Source organism: Novosphingobium mangrovi, from assembly GCF_022818885.1.
In the GTDB taxonomy this organism is placed as follows: domain Bacteria; phylum Pseudomonadota; class Alphaproteobacteria; order Sphingomonadales; family Sphingomonadaceae; genus Novosphingobium; species Novosphingobium mangrovi.
On sequence record NZ_JALHAT010000021.1, the window covers coordinates 53624 to 70605 of the forward strand.

Below are 16982 nucleotides of genomic sequence, written 5' to 3' on the forward strand. Positions count from 1 at the left end.
CGGGCTCAGGTGGAGGGCGTATAACGCTCGTTCGCGGTGACCGTGAAGAAGGCCGGGCTCCCGCGCCCGGTGGTGTAGACTTCCGCGCGCAGCCAGGCCTCTTCCTCGGCACGTTCGGCCTCGGGAATCTCCCGCGACCAGAAGCGCAGCACCGCGTTCCAGCGGTAGCCGCGCGCCTTCAGCCTGTCCTTGGACTCAAACGGCGCGTCCACCGCGTTGACGCGGTAGCTGGGCGCCTCGGAGCGCGCAACGAGATCGGCAAGGACGGTGCGCCCCTCAGGCAAGTCGTGGGCCAGGAGGTAGATCAGCGCGAGGATGTCGTTTTCCGCGCGGTGGCCTTCGTAGAACCAGCCGCACTGGAACACGAGATGCGCCAATGCCCGGCCATCAAAGCCCAGTTCCAGCCAGTCGGGCTCGGCCATCGAACAGGCCCAGGCCTTGCCCGCAAGCGCGGGCAGGCGCTTGTCGACGAAGGGGCGGTCGAAGGCGGCGTTGTGCGCGACGATGAGGTCCGCCGAGCCCAGGATCTCGACGGCTGTCTCATCGTCGATCGCCTCGTCCTTGAGAACCGCGTTGGTCAGCCCGGTAAGCTGGGTGATGCGCGGGTCGAGCTCGCGGCCCGGATCCTCGCGCCAGACACGCGGCTGGCCGACCTGGACGATGCGCCCCTCGGCATCGAAGCGGAAGCGCTGCACGGCCAGTTCGATGATGACCTCGCTCTCATGATCAAGACCGGTCGTCTCGACATCGACCGCCACCCCCACGCGCGTCTCCACCCCGGGCCGGGGCGCGTGAAAGCCCCGCACGCTCTGCAACTTGCGCAGAACGCGGTAGTCGGGGCTCGTCTCGAGAAAGCGGGCGGCCCGCTCGAATTCGGTCTGGGACGACAGGAGCGCAGAACTGGACATCGCCGGGGCGATAGCGCCCCCCATGCTGCGAGGAAAGGCTATCTTGCACCAAAGCGGAACAGGCCGGACGTGCCCCGCGCCCGGACATGCTGGACAGATGCCAAGGCCAGTGGTCGCGTCCAGCGGACGGTCGGGCGCAAGGGACGTTGACGCAGCCCCTGCCGCTACCCAACAGCGGCGCCTCGCTCCGGACCGCCGACCGGAACCTGCCTGCAGCCGCCGCGGCACCACAGCCGCGCCCCTTGTGGAAGATTGATCACCCGAATGCGCCTATCAGATCTGTTTGCCTTTCCCTCGCACGACATGGCCATCGACCTGGGAACCGTGAACACGCTTGTCTATGTCCGCGGCAAGGGCATCGTCCTCAACGAACCCTCGGTGGTGGCGCTGGAGACGCGCGGCGGCATTCGCCGCGTGCGCGCGATCGGCGACGAGGCCAAGCTGATGATGGGCAAGACGCCGGAAAACGTCGAGACGATCCGCCCCTTGCGCGACGGCGTGATCGCCGACATCGAAGTGGCCGAGCAGATGATCAAGCACTTCATGAGCAAGGCCCACGGCCGACCGGGGCGCCTGCTGCGCCGACCGGCCGTCGCGATCTGCGTGCCCGCCGGCTCCACCCCGGTCGAGCGCCGCGCGATCCGCCATGCGGCCCAGTCGGCGGGCGCCTCGCGGGTCTGGATCATCGAGGAATCGATGGCCGCCGCCATCGGCGCGGGGATGCCCGTGACCGAGCCCATCGGCGGCATGGTCGTCGACATCGGCGGGGGGACGACCGAAGTCGCCATCCTCTCGCTCAGCGGTCTTGCCTACAGCACCTCGGTGCGCGTGGGCGGTGACACGCTCGACGATTCGATCGCGCTGGCCATCCGCCGCAAGCACAACCTGATGGTCGGCGAAGTGACCGCCGAGCGCATCAAGATCCAGATCGGCACCGCCCGCGCGCCAGCCGAAGGACGGGGACGCACCATGCAGTGCAAGGGCCGCGACCTGGTGCGCGGCGTCCCCGCCGAGATCGAGATCAGCCAGGCCGAAGTCGCCGAGGCGATCTCCGAGCCGGTCAACCAGATCGTCGAGGCCGTGCTCAACGCGCTGGAGAACACCGCGCCTGAACTGGCCGCCGACATCATCGAGCAGGGCATCGTGATGACGGGCGGCGGCGCGCTCCTGACCGACCTTGCCGACACCCTTTCGCAGGCGACGGGGCTTCCCGTTGTGGTGGCCGAAAACGCGCTCTTCTGCGTAGCCGAAGGCGCTGGCCGCGCGCTGGAGGACACGGTCTATCAGGGCGTCCTGAGCGAAGCCTGATCGCGCACTCACGCACAAGGTCAGAAGGATACGTCCAGGGCCATCGCCCTCGGGCTTGTGCGACCTCTCTGGAAAATGCGGACAGGGCGCTTGAGGAATTGCGCCTGTCCGCTACCACGTTCGGCACCGCCGATGGGGGCTCGGCGCAAGGACACCAGGAGGAATTGGCCCGTGACGACGTTTGGTGAGAGCCCAAAGATCCTGTCCACTCGGCAGATGCGTACGACCACGCGTCGCAGGATGGCGTCCGCCTGGGGCTTGATCGCGGCCAGCCTCCTGTGCGCGGCCCCTACGCCCGGCTTTGCAGCAACCACGAACCACGAGGCGCAGGTGTCGGGCAAGCAGGCTGATGCCCACGCCGAATTTCTCGCCAGCTACGCCGCCTGGGCGAAAGGCATCGAAGCCGAAGGGCAGGCGCGCGGAACACCGCTGACGGCCGAGCAGTTCGAACTTGCACGGCAGGTCGGCATTGCGCACCCCGAGAAGGTCCGTCTGGTCCATGTCGAGACCGTTCCGTTCCCGACGCACGATGAGGCCATGCGCAAGATGGGCGAAAGCCTCGGCTTCATCGGGCCCGGCATTACCAACAACGCGCAGGCCTTCGGATATACCATCTGGGTGCGCGACGGGTTCACGCTGGATCGGCCCAGTCTGGCGCACGAACTGGTCCACGTCGCCCAGATTGAACGCAGTGCGAGTTTCGATGCCTACGTGCAGCGCTACATGCAGGAGCTGCAGACCTACGGCCACGCCAGGATGCCGCTTGAAGTCGAAGCCTACGAGGCCAATCGCACCTATCGGTAAGACCGCATAGGCCGGCGCGGCCAAGGCTGCCGGCTCCGCGATCCATTCCAACCTGGCCCCTTGCCTGGGCTGGCTTGTCACGCCTGCCGGACGAGCCGCTTTTAGCGCGCGCGGCCCGATGCCTCGCGCGCCCTCTTGCCGCAGACCGGGCACGCCCCGTGCAAAAATGGATTTGCTCTATTCATCCTGGATTGTTGCAACTGCAAATGGCTCGCGATAGCTGGTGCGAATAATTCGCAATATCACATAGTGGGCGTCGAGGGGCGTCCACCCGCTTTCGCAAAGGCCATCCGAATAGAGGGCTGCACCTGCGGCCTGCCGGATGGCGCACGCTAGCGGCGCATTCGTATCCAGGGGGCCACATGCCGAAGACCAACCGCCACATCCTGTCCACCGCCTCGCTGCTCACGCTCGCGCTGCTGCCGGCACAGGGCCATGCGGCCGATGCGGCTGCGGACGCTGCAACCGCAGCCAATGCGCAGTCGGTGGGCATGAATCGCGACGAGGCCGCTCCGGCGGACATCGTGGTCTCGGCCACGGGCTACGAGCTCAACGTCCAGGATGCGCCCGCGACGATCTCGGTCATCACCGCCGACGAGATCAAGCAGCGCTCCTACACCGACATCACCGACGTGCTGATGAACGTGCCGGGCGTCCACATCCAGGGCGGCGGTGTCGAGCAGTCGGTGATGATCCGCGGCATGAGTTCGGACTACACGCTGTTCCTCATCGACGGGCGCCGTATGCAGGACAACCAGGCCTTCGGCCTCAACGGCCAGCAGGCGGGCACCCCGATCAATTTCCTGCCGCCGCTCGATTCGATCGAGCGCATCGAGGTCATCCGCGGCCCGGCCTCCTCGCTCTACGGCTCGGACGCCATCGGCGGGGTCATCAACGTGATCACCAAGAAGGTCATCAACGAGTTCAGCGGCAGCTTCACCACTGAATACATCAAGGCGGGCCCGGGCAATGACGTCACCAACGACGGCATCAACGCCAGCCTCGCGCTGAATGTACCCCTGATCCGCGACCGCCTCTCGGTCCAGTTCACCGGCGGCGTGCGTTACCAGGACGAATCCGACTTCGTGGGCGGGGGCGACAGCGCGGCCGCCGATCCCGAATTCAAGCGTCGCAATGTCGGCGCCAAGCTCAGCCTGCGCCTCGATGATGACAACACCTTCACGGCAGGGGGCACCCACACCATCCAGGAGCGCACCTCGACGCCGGGCAAGAGCCTGGCCGAGGACGACGACCTGACGTTCACCAAGACCCTGCGCGACAACTTCTTCGCGACGCACGAGGGCACTTACGGCGATCTCATCTGGAATTCCTACGTCACCTACGACAAGTCCTCGAACCCCACCCGCACCAACTCGGAGACGGGCAACGGCGTCGATTTCGACACGCTGGTGGCCAATTCGCAGGTGGCGATCAGCCTGGAGCGCCACAAGATCGTGGCGGGCGTCAACTACTTCCACGAAAGCCTGGAAGATGGCGCCACCAATGGCCTCAACCTGCCCGGCATGGTCGTGCCCACCGACATCGTCTCGATGACCCGCAACCAGTACGCTGCGTTCCTGGAGGACAACTGGGAGATCGTCGATGACCTCTCGATCCTCCTGAGCGGGCGCGTCGACCACAGCGGCGCCTTCGGCACGCGCTTCAGCCCCAAGGCCTACGCGGTGTTCCGGGCCACGAACAATCTCACCATCAAGGGCGGCGTCACCACCGGCTACAAGGTCCCGAGCCTGCGCCGCGCGGCAACCGACTTCGGCTCGATCTCGCGCGGGGGCGTCATCATCGGCAACCCCGACCTGATGCCCGAGAAGACGGTGAACTACGAGGCAGGCGTCAGCTACGTGAACCACGACCTTGGCGTCTCCTCCAGCGTCACGGCCTACCAGAGCAACTTCAAGGACAAGCTGATGCGCACGGGCCGCATCTGCGAGGCCGACCAGGTCTGCGAATACAACGGCACGACCTACCCCGCGCACCAGTTCGGCTACACCAGCTACATCAATGTCGACACCGCCGAACTGAAGGGTGTCGAATGGACCCTGGACTGGCGCCTGATCGACGGCCTGCGCTACCGCCACAGCTACACCTACTCCCACACCGAGCAGACCTCGGGCAACAACGAGGGGCGTCCGCTCAACGACATTCCCAAGCACATGTTCAACGCCTCGCTGGACTGGGATCTTAGCGACATGATCCGCGCCTGGGGCCAGCTCAACTACCGTGGGCGCACCTCGGGCCGCTCGACCAATTCGAGCGGGTCGCAGACCAACGGCTTCACCTACGCGCCCTACACCTTCTACAACCTGGGCTTCAACATCGAGCCCAGGGACGGCCTGCGCGTGAACCTGGGCGTCTACAACGTCACCAACAAGCAGGTCACGCCCGAGGACGGCTTTGCCTATGTCCTCGACGGCCGCCGCTTCAGCGCTTCGCTGATGGTGGATTTCTAGGAGCAAGCTTCGCCGCATCCCGGGGCACAGGCTCCGGGATGCGGCGCCTGAATACGGGGTATTCATTCTTGAGGGTTGCACCCGAGGCGCATCGGCTGCACTCGCTATTGCGAAATATTCGCAATAAATGGTGGTCCTTCCCCGACAGGACCATCACACCGCACCGGAAGGACTTCCATGCACGCAAGGACGAGCGAGGCGAAAGGCACGCGCCATCCAGCTCCGGCCCCAACCCCGGGTACGGCACGTCGCCCCCGCAAGGCCCGCGCCTTCTGGATGAAGCAGCTCCACACCTGGCACTGGATCAGCGCCGCGCTCTCGCTCGTGGGCATGCTGCTTTTCACCGTCACGGGCTTCACCCTCAACCACGCCGCCGACATCCCGGCCGAGCCGGTGCGCGCCGAAATGGAGGGAGCTCTCTCCAGCCAGACGCTGCGCCTGCTGGACACCGAAGACACCCAGGCGCGCCCGCTGCCCCCGCCCGTCGCAGCCGCCGTGCGCGACATCACCGGCCTCGCCACCGCCGGGATCGAGGCCGACTGGAGCGCGCCAGGCGAGATCTACCTTGCCATGCCGGGACCCGGCAGCGACGCCTGGGTCAGTATCGACACCGAAACCGGCGAAGTCCTGGCCGAGCGCACCGACAGGGGCTGGATCTCCTACCTCAACGATCTCCACAAGGGCCGCAACACCGGCTCGGCCTGGGGCTGGTTCATCGACCTCTTCGCCTTTGCGTGCCTGGTCTTTACCCTCACCGGCCTCGTCCTCCTGCAACTTCACGCACGCAACCGCCCGCTGACCTGGCCGCTGACCGGCCTGGGTCTGGTGATCCCGCTCGCGGTTGCCCTCCTCTTCATCCACTGATCCGAGCGAAAGGCCATTTGCACGATGCCACGGCTTGCAACCACCACCGGCGCCACCGCCCTTGTCGCAGGCGCGGCCAGCGCCTTGGCCGTCCCGGCGAACGCCGAGACGATCCGCGTCACCATTCCGCGCATCAAGGTCGCCGAGTACCACGCGCCCTATGTCGCGGCCTGGCTCGAACCCGAGGCGGGCGGCGCGGCGCGCACGATCTTCGTGTGGTACGACATCAAAAAGAAAGGCGCGGAACCGGGCACCAAGTGGCTGACCGACCTGCGTACCTGGTGGCGCAAGGGCGGTCGGCGTCTGAAGCTCCCGGCGGACGGTGTGAGCGGGGCGACCCGCACGCCCGCCTCCTATGACATTCCCCTCCCCGCCAATCTTCCCAAGGGCGCCTACGTCCTCAAGGTCGAGGCGGCGCGTGAGACCGGGGGGCGCGAGATCGTCTCGCTGCCGATCACCGTGCCCGGCGCCAAGGGCTCGGCCACGGGCAAGACCGAGCTTGGCGCCGTCACCATCCGCTGAAGTCGTCCGCTTCCCATTTCCTGTCACGTACCGGCCCGGGATAGGGCCCAGAAAGGTTCTGCCATGAACTCCCGCACTCTCTTCTCGCGCCTCGCGCTCGCCTCGGGGCTGTCGCTGGCCTCGCTCGCGCTGACGACCAGCCCCGCCTCGGCGCACCGCTTCTGGCTGGTGCCTTCGGCCACGACACTTTCGGGCACCGACCAGACGATCTCGTTCGACGGGGCGATCTCGAACGACCTGTTCAACCCCGATCACGTGGCCATGCCGCTCGAGATCCTCACCATCGTCAAGCCCGACGGCAGCAAGGGCGAGATGCTCAACGCCGCCAAGGCGCGCCACCGCAGCACCTTCGATGTCGCCATCGACCAGGAAGGCACCTGGTGGGTCGGCGTTACGCGCCAGGGCTACTTCGGCTCGTTCAAGCTGAACGGTGAGGAATGGCGCGTAGGTGGGCGCGGGCGCCCCCGTCCCGGCGACAAGCGCGTGGACGGCATCGACGCGATCCCCGAAGGCGCCAGCGATATCGACCTGGTCGAGAACCTCAGCACCAACGGCACCTTCGTGACCTCGGGCATTCCCGATACCGACGCCTTCACGCCGACCGGCAAGGGCCTTGAACTCCAGCCCCTCACGCACCCCGATGACCTCGTTGCAAACGAGCCGGGCCGCTTCCGCTTCCTCATCGACGGCAAGCCCGCCGCCGGGGTCAAGGTCACAGCGGTCCCGGGCTCCAAGCAGTACCGGGCAAGCGAGATGGTGACCACGGTCGAGACCGGCGCAGACGGCATCGCCACCATCGCCTGGCCGACGCCCGGCATGTACTGGATCGACGCCAAGGCCGAGGACACCAACCCGGCCGAGCCGCGCGCGACCAAGCGCCGCATGGGCTACACCTTCACCGCCGAAGTGGTCGCCCCCTGAGCGCCAGGACCGACACCGCCGGGGAGGACGGCGCGCGTATCGCCGTCCCCCTCGACATCTCGCCCGACATCCTCACCGGATGGCGCGAGGGCGCGCCGGTCCATGCCCTGGAGGGCGAGACCATGGGCACGCGCTGGAGCCTGAAGGCCCTGCTGGGCGAAGGCACGCCCCCCGCGACGATCGCCGCGCTTCTGAACGCACGGCTCGACACGCTGATCGGCCAGCTCAGCCACTGGGAACGCGACAGCGCCATCACCCGCTTCAACCGCGCAGAGGCGGGAAGCTGGCACACCCTCGGACCCGACTTCGCGCAGGTCATGGCCACCGCGCTGGACCTTGCCGCGCGCAGCGAAGGCACTTTCGACCCCGCAATCGGGGTGCTCGTGAACCTGCACGGGTTCGGCCCGCGTCCCGCCCCGCACCAGCCGCCATCGCAGGGCGCCATAGCCGACGCGCTCGCCGTCTCGGGCTGGACGCGGCTGGACTGGGAAGCGGAGACGTCCCGGCTGCGCCAGCCCGGCGGACTGCACCTAGACTTCTCAGGGATTGCCAAGGGGTACGGCGTCGATGCCCTCGCCCAGACACTGGAGGAGGCGGGCCTGCGCCACTTCCTCGTCGAAATTGGCGGCGAGTTCGCAGGCCGCGGCCTGCGTCCCGATGGCGATCCCTGGTGGGTCGAACTCGAAACCCCGCCGCCAGCCCTCGCGCAGGGCATCGTACCCTTGCGGCTGGCGCTGTGCGGGAAGGCCGTCGCCACCTCGGGCGACTACGTGCGCGGGTGCCACACGATAGACCCGCGCGATGGCCAGCCCGTCCACCATGTCCTGGCGCTCAGCGTGATCGGCGAGACGACGATGCGCGCGGATGGCTGGGCCACCGCGCTCGGCGTCCTGCCCCTGCCCGAAATCGAGGCGCTCGCCACGCGCGAAGCCCTTGCGGCCCGCGCCCTCGTCCGCCGCGGCGAGGAAATCGTCGAGTGGATCAGCCCTGCCCTTGCGCGCATGATGGAATGACACTGCGGCCCAGTTGTGCATATTTTGACGCACACCCCGAGATATCGGCCCTAAATATGCACAAATGCGCCTCCTGCGCTGAATTAATCAGCTTTTTTTCATACACTTACATAAATATCGAATCGGTTTGACCTCTGCCAGAGCGATGGGGATAGGGCGGCCATCACACGCGGCGAACGTCCCGGGACGCTCACACCGCGCACCAGGCATTCCCCCTCCCAGGGTCAGCAGAGAAGAGACACGATGTTCACCACGCCCCCCATCGCCTCCTCCAAACGGGTGCAGCCCGCAGCGAGGCGCGCATGAAAAAAGCTCTCAAGATCGTCGGCGGCGTCGTGGCCGTCTGCCTTGTGGCCGCAGCCGTGTTCCTGCTGCGCCCGGTCAGCTGGGGCGGCAACCCCGAGGCCGAGAACGAAGAGCCGGTCGACGTCGTCCTGATCGGCGGGGGCATCATGAGCGTCACGCTCGCCACCTACCTGCAGGAGCTCGAACCGACCTGGGACGTGCACCTTTACGAGCGCCTCGATCAGGTCGCCGAGGAAAGCTCGAACGGGTGGAACAACGCGGGCACCGGCCACTCGGGCTATGCCGAGATGAACTACACCCCCGAGATGCCCGACGGTTCGATCAACATCGACAAGGCCGTCAAGACGGTCAGCGAATTCGAGAAGTCGCGCCAGTTCTGGGCGCATGAAGTCGAGCTGGGCAACCTTCCCGAGCCCTCCACCTTCATCAACCCCACGCCGCACATGGCCGTCGTCTTCGGCGAGAAGCGCATCGAATTCCTGCGCAAGCGCTGGGAAGCACTGACCGCGAACCCGATGTTCTATGGCATGGAGTTCAGCACCGACCCCAAGCAGATCGCCGACTGGGCCCCGATCCTGATGGACGGGCGTGACCCGGCCGAGAAGGTCGGCGCGACGTTCATGCCGCTGGGCACCGACGTCAACTACGGCGCGATCACGCGCGGCCTTGCCGATGGCCTGCGCCGCAACCCGCGCTTCCACATGCACCTCTCCAACGAGGTCCGCGGCCTGCACCAGAACGCGGACAAGACCTGGAACGTGACCGTGCACGACCTCGCCGCGAACGAGGACCACACGATCAAGTCGCGCTTCGTCTTCATCGGGGCCGGCGGCGCGGCGCTCAAGCTGCTGCAGCTTTCAGGCATTCCCGAAGGCAAGATCTACGGCGGCTTCCCGGTTGGCGGCCAGTTCCTGGTGATGGACGATCCGAAGATCGCCGACCGCCACAACGTCAAGGCCTATGGCATGGCGGACGAAGGCTCGCCGCCGATGTCGGTCCCGCACATCGATGCACGCAAGATCGACGGCAAGAACTACGTCCTGTTCGGCCCCTTCGCGCTGCAGAGCACCAAGTTCCTCAAGAACGGCTCGTGGTGGGACCTGTTCTCCTCGGTCTATGACAACAACGTGGGCACCATGCTCAAGGTCGGCGCGGACAACTTCAACCTGGTCTCCTACCTTGCCGACCAGGCTGCCCTCACCGACGAGGACCGCCAGAAGCAGCTCGCGCAGTACTTCCCCAAGGCCCAGCGCTCGGACTGGAAGCTGATCACCGCGGGCCAGCGCGTCCAGATCATCAAGAACGATCCCGAGAAGGGTGCGATCCTGCAGTTCGGCACCGAGATCGTCTCGGCCAAGGACGCTTCGATCGCCGCGTTGCTGGGCGCCTCGCCCGGCGCCTCGACTTCGCCCTCGATTGCCTACAACGTCCTCAAGAAAGTCTTCCCGGACCAGGTTGCGGGCCGCTGGAAGGGCAAGCTCGACGCGATCTATCCCGCGCAGGACAAGGTCCTGAACGATGATCCCGCGCTGGTGAACCGCATCCGCAAGACCACCAGCGACGCGCTCAAGCTGCCCTACATCACGGTCCCGGAGGATCTGAAGGGCGCCAAAGACGCGAAGGCCCCGGCCAACGACAACGCGCCCGCCTCGGGCAATCTCAACTCCGAGATGCAAGCGCTCTAAGGCACGCAGACCAGTCACCCACGGGAAAGCCCGGAAGGAGAGATCCTTCCGGGCTTTTTCGCATTCGCACAGGTCAGCGTGCGGCGACCGGAGCCTCGGGCGAACGGGCTGGAGCAGGGCCGCCCCCGATCCGCTCGGACAGGCGTATCTGGGGGATGCGCGTCGCGACCAGCGCGGCCAGCACGGTCAGCACGCCCCCCATTGCGAAGTTCACAAGGAAGGCATTCTCGTAGACCTGCGCAAGGCGGGAGAGACCTTCCGGGCCCAGTGTGCGCGCCAGCACCGCGCCCTGGCTGACGACCTCCTCCACCCGTTCGGCCGGAAACCAGGCGAGCGCGTTTGCGCGGATCTGCTGCGAGAGGATCAGCCCGGCGATCCCCACCCCGGCCACGGCCGCCAACTGGTTGCAGAACTGCATCGAGGAGGTGCCGAGCCCCAGGTCCTCGCGCGGGACGGTGTTCTGGAGCGCGACCATCAGGTTGGGCATGCACAGCCCGCCCCCTGCCCCCATCATCATGCAGCTCACGATCCAGGCGGGCAGTCCCAATTCCAGACGCGTGACGGCGGCAAGGCAGAAGAACCCGCAGGCCAGAAGCGCCATGCCGCCCACGATGGGCGCCTTGTAGCGCCCGGTGCGCGCGATGATCTGGCCTCCGATCAGCGAGACCGCGGTGCCCGCGATCACGTGGGGCAGCAGCATCAACCCGGACTGCGCGGTGGAGAGCCCGCCCACCATCTGAAAGAACAGCGGCAGGTAGACCGAGGAGCCGAAGAAGGCGAGGCCGATCATCGCGCTCGACAGGACCGTGCGGGCAAAGACGGGGTTCGCCAGCATACCGACCGCGAGGATGGGCTCCGCCGAACGCCGCTCCTGCCAGACCAGCAGCGCGAAGGCGCCGATGCAGGCAAGCCCCATGCCCGCCATTTCCCAGACAGAGGCCGCGCGTGTCCCCTCCAGCGCGCCCAGCAGCAGCAGGAAACTGACCGTGCCGACCACCAGCAGGGCAATGCCGGGAAAGTCGATCACATGCTCGCGGCGATGGGCAAGACGGCGCGGGAGGACAAACCACAGGACCGCCAGCGCCAGTGCGCCAATCGGCAGGTTGATGTAGAACACCCAGCGCCAGCCCCAGTATTGCGTCACCGCGCCCCCCACTACCGGCCCGGCAATCCCGGCCAGCAGATTGGTGAGGTTGAAGAGGCCCTGGTAGCGCGGCCGCTCGCGCGGGCTGACGATGTCGCCCATGGTTGTCATCGCCAGCACCTGCACGCCGCCTGCGCCCAGTCCCTGCACCGCGCGAAAGAGGATGAGCTGGAGCATCGAGCTGGCCAGGCCGCAGAGCAGGGAGCCGAGGAGGAAGAACGTGATCGAGACCGTGAACAGCGCGCGCCGCCCGTGGATGTCGCTGAACTTGCCATAGAGCGGCATCGTCACCGTCGAGGCGAGCATGAAGGCGGTCATCACCCAGGAGAGACGCTCCAGCCCGCCGAACTCGCTGACGATCAGTGGCAGCGCGGGGTTGATGATGAAATTGTCGAGCGAGGCGAGCGCGGTGGTCATCAAAAGCCCCACCAGCGTTACCCAGAAGCGCAAACGCCCCTGCGCCGGCACCTCAACGCTATCCGCCGCGCTCATCCGCTCACTCCGACAGAGGCCGCGCCATCCTCAACCGCTGTCTCCGCACCGCCGCGCCGACGGCTGACACCGAGGTAGGCCAGCGCCGCAACCGAGAAGATCATGTGCAGGACGCCGATCATCACGAAGGGCGCGGTCAGCCCGATGATGTCGAAGAGGTAGCCCGCGACGAACGAGACCACGACCACGCTCACCGTCCCGAAGAAGGCGAGGAGGCCATAGGCGGTGCCGCGAAGGTCGGCGGGCGCCTCTTCGCCGAAGAGGGCCTGCTGGGCGATGGTCTGGGTGCTCTCGGCATGGCCGATGAACAGCGCGAGGATGAAGATGCCCCAGCCCGTCACGCTGTCGACCAGCGGTGCGCAAAGAAACGCCGCGCCCACCAGCACGAGGCTCAGGATATAGATGAAGAGACGGTCCACCTTGTCGAGGATCGGGCCCAGGATTGGGGGCACGACGAAGGAGGAGACACGCATCAGCGCCATGACCGTGCCCGCAATCGCCAGCGCCTCGGTGGTCGAGACGCCCTCCTGCGCGCCGCGCAGCGTGATCCACAGCGCAAAGAAGGAGCCCACCACCGCCTCGTCGGTGCGCACCACGAAGGAGGTCAGGAGCAGGACGCCGAAACGGCGGTTCGTGCGGGTGTAGCCTAAGATGCGGCCGAAATTGCGGGTAAGGTCGCGAAAACCGCTTGTCGCGCGCGCCATCAGCGGCGCGCGCACGGTGCCCGGCGGTGGGCCTTCGGGCCTGTCGGGCAGCAGGAACAGCGCGGTCACGATGGCCGCGCCAAACCCCACCGCGCCGCACAGCCAGAGCGCGAAGGTGCCTGCCTGCGCCACGTCATACCCGGCCGCATTCAGCCAGCCGGGCAGCGCGCCCCCGATCACGCCCACCATCAGGATGTTGATGAGCCCGTAGAAGATCATCACCAACGCCATGAATTTCCCGCGCGAGCCGTTGTCGACATAATCGTAGAACTTGGGCGGTCCGCTTGCGGTGTGGGTGCTCGAGGCAATGCCGAAGAAGAAGCGGATGACGAACAACGTGACGACACCGCCCGCGAGCGGATAGGCAACGGCGGCCAGACTGTAGCCGGTCAGCGCGAAGACCAGCAGCGCCTTGCGCCCGATCTTGTCGGCCAGCGCGCCGGCAAAACTGACGCAGACCAGCACGACGGCCTGCTGCACGGTCATCAGCTGGCCCGCGAGCCGCCCCTGCCGCTCGGGCGCGATGCCGATCATTTCGGAGAAGACGTAAGGCTGCATCAGGTTGATGAAGGCCGAGACCATCACCGCGATCCCGGTAATGAACAGGAACACGAAGACCTCGCGCACCGGGACACCCTGGGCCAGGACAATCGGGCCGATCCGTGCCGGGGCGGCCTGCTCGCAGGAGATGGACGAATCGCGCCTGTTCATGGACGGTGCCTTTCGCGCTGAAGGTAGGAAGAAAGGGGCACGCCAGTTGGCGTCCAGCTCCTCCAATCAGGGCTCAAGCATATGAAGAGGCGGGACGCTTTCCACTAAATTGGGCATGTCCAGAGGGCCTTTTAGATATGCCTATTTCGACTATTGTTCCAACCTTGCCTTGCGACTTACGCTCCATGCCATGGGGATTTGACCCGGACTGGCCCGTTGATTTTTCGGCCCAGTCCGAACGGCGCGGCACAACGTGCAGCCTTGCAGGGGGGCGACCATGGCAGAGCATTGGGACATCGCGATCATCGGCGGCGGTACGGCAGGACTTCCCGCGGCGATCACGGCCGCGCGCGGCGGGGCCCGTGTCATCCTGGTCGAGGCCGCCGAAGAGCTGGGCGGCACATTGCACCTGACAGGCGGGAGCATTGCAGGCGGCGGCACGAAGGTACAGGCGGCCAAGGGTATCGAGGACAGCGCCGAACGCCACTACCGCGATTGCCTCACCATCGGCGGCCGGACTGCGCAGGACGATGTGCTGCGTGTGTGGACCGACAACGCGGGCGCCACCATCGACTGGCTCTATGCCGAAGGTGTCCCCTTTGGCGAGCAGATGCCCACCTTCAGCGCCGCGCACGAAGCCTATGATGCGCCGCGCACCTTCACTCCGCCGCGCGGGGGCAAGGACCTTGTCGACACGCTTGTCCCCAAGGTCCTCGAACTGGTCGCGCAAGGGGCCATTGAGCTCAGGCTGGCAACGCGCCTGACGGCGCTGGCCTGCGATGCCACGGGCGCCGTCGTCGGTGTGGACGTGCGCGGAGCCGATGGATCGCAGACCATGCTGGAGGCCGATAACGTGGTGCTCGCCTGCGGGGGCTACGGCGCCAATTCCGTGCTGTGGGAGCGGCTGCATCCCGGCACACCTTACCGCACCTACGCCTGGCCCACCTGCCGGGGCGACGGGCATATCGCGGCCGAAGCGGCTGGCGCGGTCCTTGCTCATGCGCAGAACTTCCTGCCCACCTATGGCGCTTCGGAAGACATCGACGCCCCCGGGACCTTCTGGATCCACTCGATGGTCGCGCCCTCGATGCGCGCGCCTTGGGAAATCAACGTCAACATGCAGGCCCAGCGCTTCATGCGTGAGGACCTGCCCAGTCCCGACGGGCGCGAGCGCGCGCTGCGCGCCCAGCCGGGCCAGGCCTTCTGGACGATCTACGATGCGCGCATCCGGGCCGAAGCTCCGCCGCTGTTCCGGTGGGAACCGGAAAAGGTCGCGCGCGCCTTCACGCAGAGCCCCGATTTCGTCGAGGCCACCAGCATATCCGAACTGGCCGCAAAATGCGGGCTCGACGCGGTTACGCTGGAGACCACCATCGCCGCCTACAACGAAGGGCAGCAAAGCGGCGAGGACGCCTTCGGGCGCGAGCACATGCCCTGCCCCATAGCCCAGGCGCCGTTCTACGCGGTCCGCCATGTCTCGACCTCGGTCGTGACCTGGGGCGGGATCACGGTGGACGGCGAGCTTCGCGTAACGGACGCAGACGGCGCGCCGATCCCGGGCCTCTACGCCGCAGGCGAAGTGCTGGGCATGGGCGTCTTTGGCGCGGTGTTCCTCGGCGGATCGACGATGTCCTCCGCGCTCACCTTCGGCAAGCTGCTGGGCGAGCGCCTCTCCGCCGCAGCCATCGCATCGCACACCCACATCGCCGCACAGAGCCCGGCATGACCGGACGCGCCTTTCAAGGAGACCTTCCATGCTGACCGACCGCGGATTTTCCAAGCGCAACCGCCGCGTGCGCAGTCTCGATGTCGAAAGCTACTCGGACTTCGTCCTGGGCTTTCGCAACTGGACCTACAACGATCTCGACAAGCCCGCACGCGAACGCGCCGACGAGATCATGGCGGACCTGCGTATCAACGCCGAGGACGCCCCGCTCGATGCCTTCCGCGACCAGTTCCATGACGATCCGGTCATCGCCACGCGTGTGCGCGCCTGGCTCTCCAGCCAGCAGCTGATGTGGCAGAACGTGCTTGACCACTACGAGCAGCACAAGGACTTCTACCACGCCGACATGCAGGACGTGGACGACAAGGGCCCGGGCACGCTGGAGCTCAACACCGGCATGGAGATGCCCGACTACGTCAAGCACGAGATCCACATCCAGCCCGGCGGCTACACCGGCAACGACTTTGCCGGGCCCCTCTACCACTACGGCACCAACACCTTCTACAAGGGCCAGAACAACGAGGACGAATTCCAGTTCGGCATTGCCGAGACGCTGGCAAAGCCGAAGGACGGCAAGATCGAACGCATCGTCGACATTGGCTGCGGCATCGGCCGGCTCAGTGTCGCGCTTGCCGAAACCTTCCCCGAGGCCGAGGTCTGGGGCCTCGACGTTGGCGGCCCGCTGGTGCGCTATGCCCACCGCCGCGCGGTGGAACTGGGAACGCCTGTCCACTTCGCCCAGCGCCTCGCCGAGGACACCAAGTTCGCGGACAACAGCGTCGATATCGTCGCGGCCTATATCCTCTTTCACGAGGTGTCCGAGCAGGGCGCGAAGGACATCGTCAAGGAAGTCTTCCGCATCCTGCGTCCGGGCGGCGTCTTCGACGTGACCGATTTCCACACCGGGCGTGCCCGCTCGAACGATCCCTACCGCCGCTTCATGGGCTGGATCGACCACGTCTACAACGCCGAGCGCTGGTCGCACCAGTTCGGCCAGAAGGACTTCCTCGACACCCTGCGCGAAGCCGGCTTCGAGGTCGAGAAGGGCGAGAACCGGCACTGGGGCATCGCCTGCTACATCGCGAGAAAGCCCGAATAGGCCACCACATTCCACGCGCCGGGGCTGTCCAGCCCCCGGCGGGTTCCCCGCATTGCCGGAACACCCGGAGCCGCTATCTGCGCGGCCCCGCGAGGACCTGTGCGTCCGCACGCCATTCGACACGACCGAGGCACAACCACGACCAGAGGCACGACCAGAGACACGACCAAGAGGGGGGTAAGCGTAACCATGAAGTCCATCACGACCCGTACCGAGAAACGCCGCGCCGACCGCTGCCGCACCTTGCGCGCCGCCGCCGCCGTTCCCGCACTCGCGACCGCGCTGGCCGCAGGCGCCGCACTGCTGC

General features: G+C 66.6%; 13 protein-coding genes. 10 read left to right on the plus strand and 3 right to left on the minus strand.

Annotation, left to right across the window (positions count from 1 at the left end):
- Positions 1-5: 5 nt before the first annotated feature.
- Complete coding sequence (locus MTR65_RS12415) at positions 6-908, minus strand: 3'-5' exonuclease (RefSeq protein WP_243800631.1); 903 nt, start codon at positions 906-908, stop codon at positions 6-8.
- Between the two features lie 264 nt (positions 909-1172).
- Here MTR65_RS12415 and MTR65_RS12420 point away from each other — a divergent pair, with 264 nt between their 5' ends.
- From MTR65_RS12420 to mqo, 8 genes are all read left to right on the plus strand, one after another.
- A complete protein-coding gene (locus MTR65_RS12420; RefSeq protein ID WP_243800632.1) occupies positions 1173-2216 on the plus strand; it encodes a rod shape-determining protein in 1044 nt (347 codons plus the stop codon).
- Positions 2217-2456: 240 nt separating this feature from the next.
- Positions 2457-3020: a hypothetical protein gene (locus MTR65_RS12425; protein WP_243800635.1), complete on the plus strand. Its 564-nt coding sequence runs from the start codon at positions 2457-2459 to the stop codon at positions 3018-3020.
- 362 nt (positions 3021-3382) lie between these two features.
- Complete coding sequence (locus MTR65_RS12430) at positions 3383-5488, plus strand: TonB-dependent receptor domain-containing protein (protein WP_243800637.1); 2106 nt, start codon at positions 3383-3385, stop codon at positions 5486-5488.
- Positions 5489-5665: 177 nt separating this feature from the next.
- Positions 5666-6352, plus strand: a complete 687-nt coding sequence (locus MTR65_RS12435) for a PepSY-associated TM helix domain-containing protein (protein ID WP_419145046.1) — start codon at positions 5666-5668, stop codon at positions 6350-6352.
- 24 nt (positions 6353-6376) lie between these two features.
- The gene (locus MTR65_RS12440; RefSeq protein WP_243800639.1) at positions 6377-6874 is read left to right on the plus strand and encodes a DUF2271 domain-containing protein; all 498 of its coding nucleotides are present in this window, start codon (positions 6377-6379) and stop codon (positions 6872-6874) included.
- 63 nt (positions 6875-6937) lie between these two features.
- Positions 6938-7795 (plus strand): DUF4198 domain-containing protein, encoded by an 858-nt coding sequence (locus MTR65_RS12445; RefSeq protein WP_243800641.1) that lies wholly within the window; start codon positions 6938-6940, stop codon positions 7793-7795.
- 122 nt (positions 7796-7917) lie between these two features.
- Positions 7918-8808: an FAD:protein FMN transferase gene (locus MTR65_RS12450; RefSeq protein WP_243800642.1), complete on the plus strand. Its 891-nt coding sequence runs from the start codon at positions 7918-7920 to the stop codon at positions 8806-8808.
- 302 nt (positions 8809-9110) lie between these two features.
- Positions 9111-10799, plus strand: a complete 1689-nt coding sequence (mqo, locus tag MTR65_RS12455; RefSeq protein ID WP_243800643.1) for a malate dehydrogenase (quinone) — start codon at positions 9111-9113, stop codon at positions 10797-10799.
- A 73-nt stretch (positions 10800-10872) separates the two neighbouring features.
- On the opposite strand, the gene MTR65_RS12460 is transcribed toward mqo, so the two are convergent.
- Complete coding sequence (locus tag MTR65_RS12460) at positions 10873-12435, minus strand: MDR family MFS transporter (RefSeq protein ID WP_243800646.1); 1563 nt, start codon at positions 12433-12435, stop codon at positions 10873-10875.
- Positions 12432-13850, minus strand: a complete 1419-nt coding sequence (locus tag MTR65_RS12465) for an MFS transporter (protein WP_243800647.1) — start codon at positions 13848-13850, stop codon at positions 12432-12434. The genes MTR65_RS12460 and MTR65_RS12465 overlap by 4 nt, the downstream gene beginning before the upstream one ends.
- Positions 13851-14127: 277 nt before the next feature.
- Here MTR65_RS12465 and MTR65_RS12470 point away from each other — a divergent pair, with 277 nt between their 5' ends.
- A complete protein-coding gene (locus MTR65_RS12470) occupies positions 14128-15576 on the plus strand; it encodes an FAD-dependent oxidoreductase (RefSeq protein WP_243800648.1) in 1449 nt (482 codons plus the stop codon).
- 28 nt (positions 15577-15604) lie between these two features.
- Complete coding sequence (locus MTR65_RS12475) at positions 15605-16675, plus strand: class I SAM-dependent methyltransferase (RefSeq protein WP_243800649.1); 1071 nt, start codon at positions 15605-15607, stop codon at positions 16673-16675.
- Positions 16676-16982: the final 307 nt, after the last annotated feature.

Excerpts from the sequence above, each read along its gene's own strand:
- MTR65_RS12415 (WP_243800631.1), bottom strand. The coding sequence starts at position 908 with ATGTCCAGTTCTGCGCTCCTGTCGTCCCAGACCGAATTCGAGCGGGCC.
- MTR65_RS12420 (WP_243800632.1), top strand. The coding sequence starts at position 1,173 with ATGCGCCTATCAGATCTGTTTGCCTTTCCCTCGCACGACATGGCCATC.
- MTR65_RS12425 (WP_243800635.1), top strand. The coding sequence starts at position 2,457 with ATGGCGTCCGCCTGGGGCTTGATCGCGGCCAGCCTCCTGTGCGCGGCC.
- MTR65_RS12430 (WP_243800637.1), top strand. The coding sequence starts at position 3,383 with ATGCCGAAGACCAACCGCCACATCCTGTCCACCGCCTCGCTGCTCACG.
- MTR65_RS12435 (WP_419145046.1), top strand. The coding sequence starts at position 5,666 with ATGCACGCAAGGACGAGCGAGGCGAAAGGCACGCGCCATCCAGCTCCG.
- MTR65_RS12440 (WP_243800639.1), top strand. The coding sequence starts at position 6,377 with ATGCCACGGCTTGCAACCACCACCGGCGCCACCGCCCTTGTCGCAGGC.
- MTR65_RS12445 (WP_243800641.1), top strand. The coding sequence starts at position 6,938 with ATGAACTCCCGCACTCTCTTCTCGCGCCTCGCGCTCGCCTCGGGGCTG.
- MTR65_RS12450 (WP_243800642.1), top strand. The coding sequence starts at position 7,918 with ATGGGCACGCGCTGGAGCCTGAAGGCCCTGCTGGGCGAAGGCACGCCC.
- mqo (WP_243800643.1), top strand. The coding sequence starts at position 9,111 with ATGAAAAAAGCTCTCAAGATCGTCGGCGGCGTCGTGGCCGTCTGCCTT.
- MTR65_RS12460 (WP_243800646.1), bottom strand. The coding sequence starts at position 12,435 with ATGAGCGCGGCGGATAGCGTTGAGGTGCCGGCGCAGGGGCGTTTGCGC.
- MTR65_RS12465 (WP_243800647.1), bottom strand. The coding sequence starts at position 13,850 with ATGAACAGGCGCGATTCGTCCATCTCCTGCGAGCAGGCCGCCCCGGCA.
- MTR65_RS12470 (WP_243800648.1), top strand. The coding sequence starts at position 14,128 with ATGGCAGAGCATTGGGACATCGCGATCATCGGCGGCGGTACGGCAGGA.
- MTR65_RS12475 (WP_243800649.1), top strand. The coding sequence starts at position 15,605 with ATGCTGACCGACCGCGGATTTTCCAAGCGCAACCGCCGCGTGCGCAGT.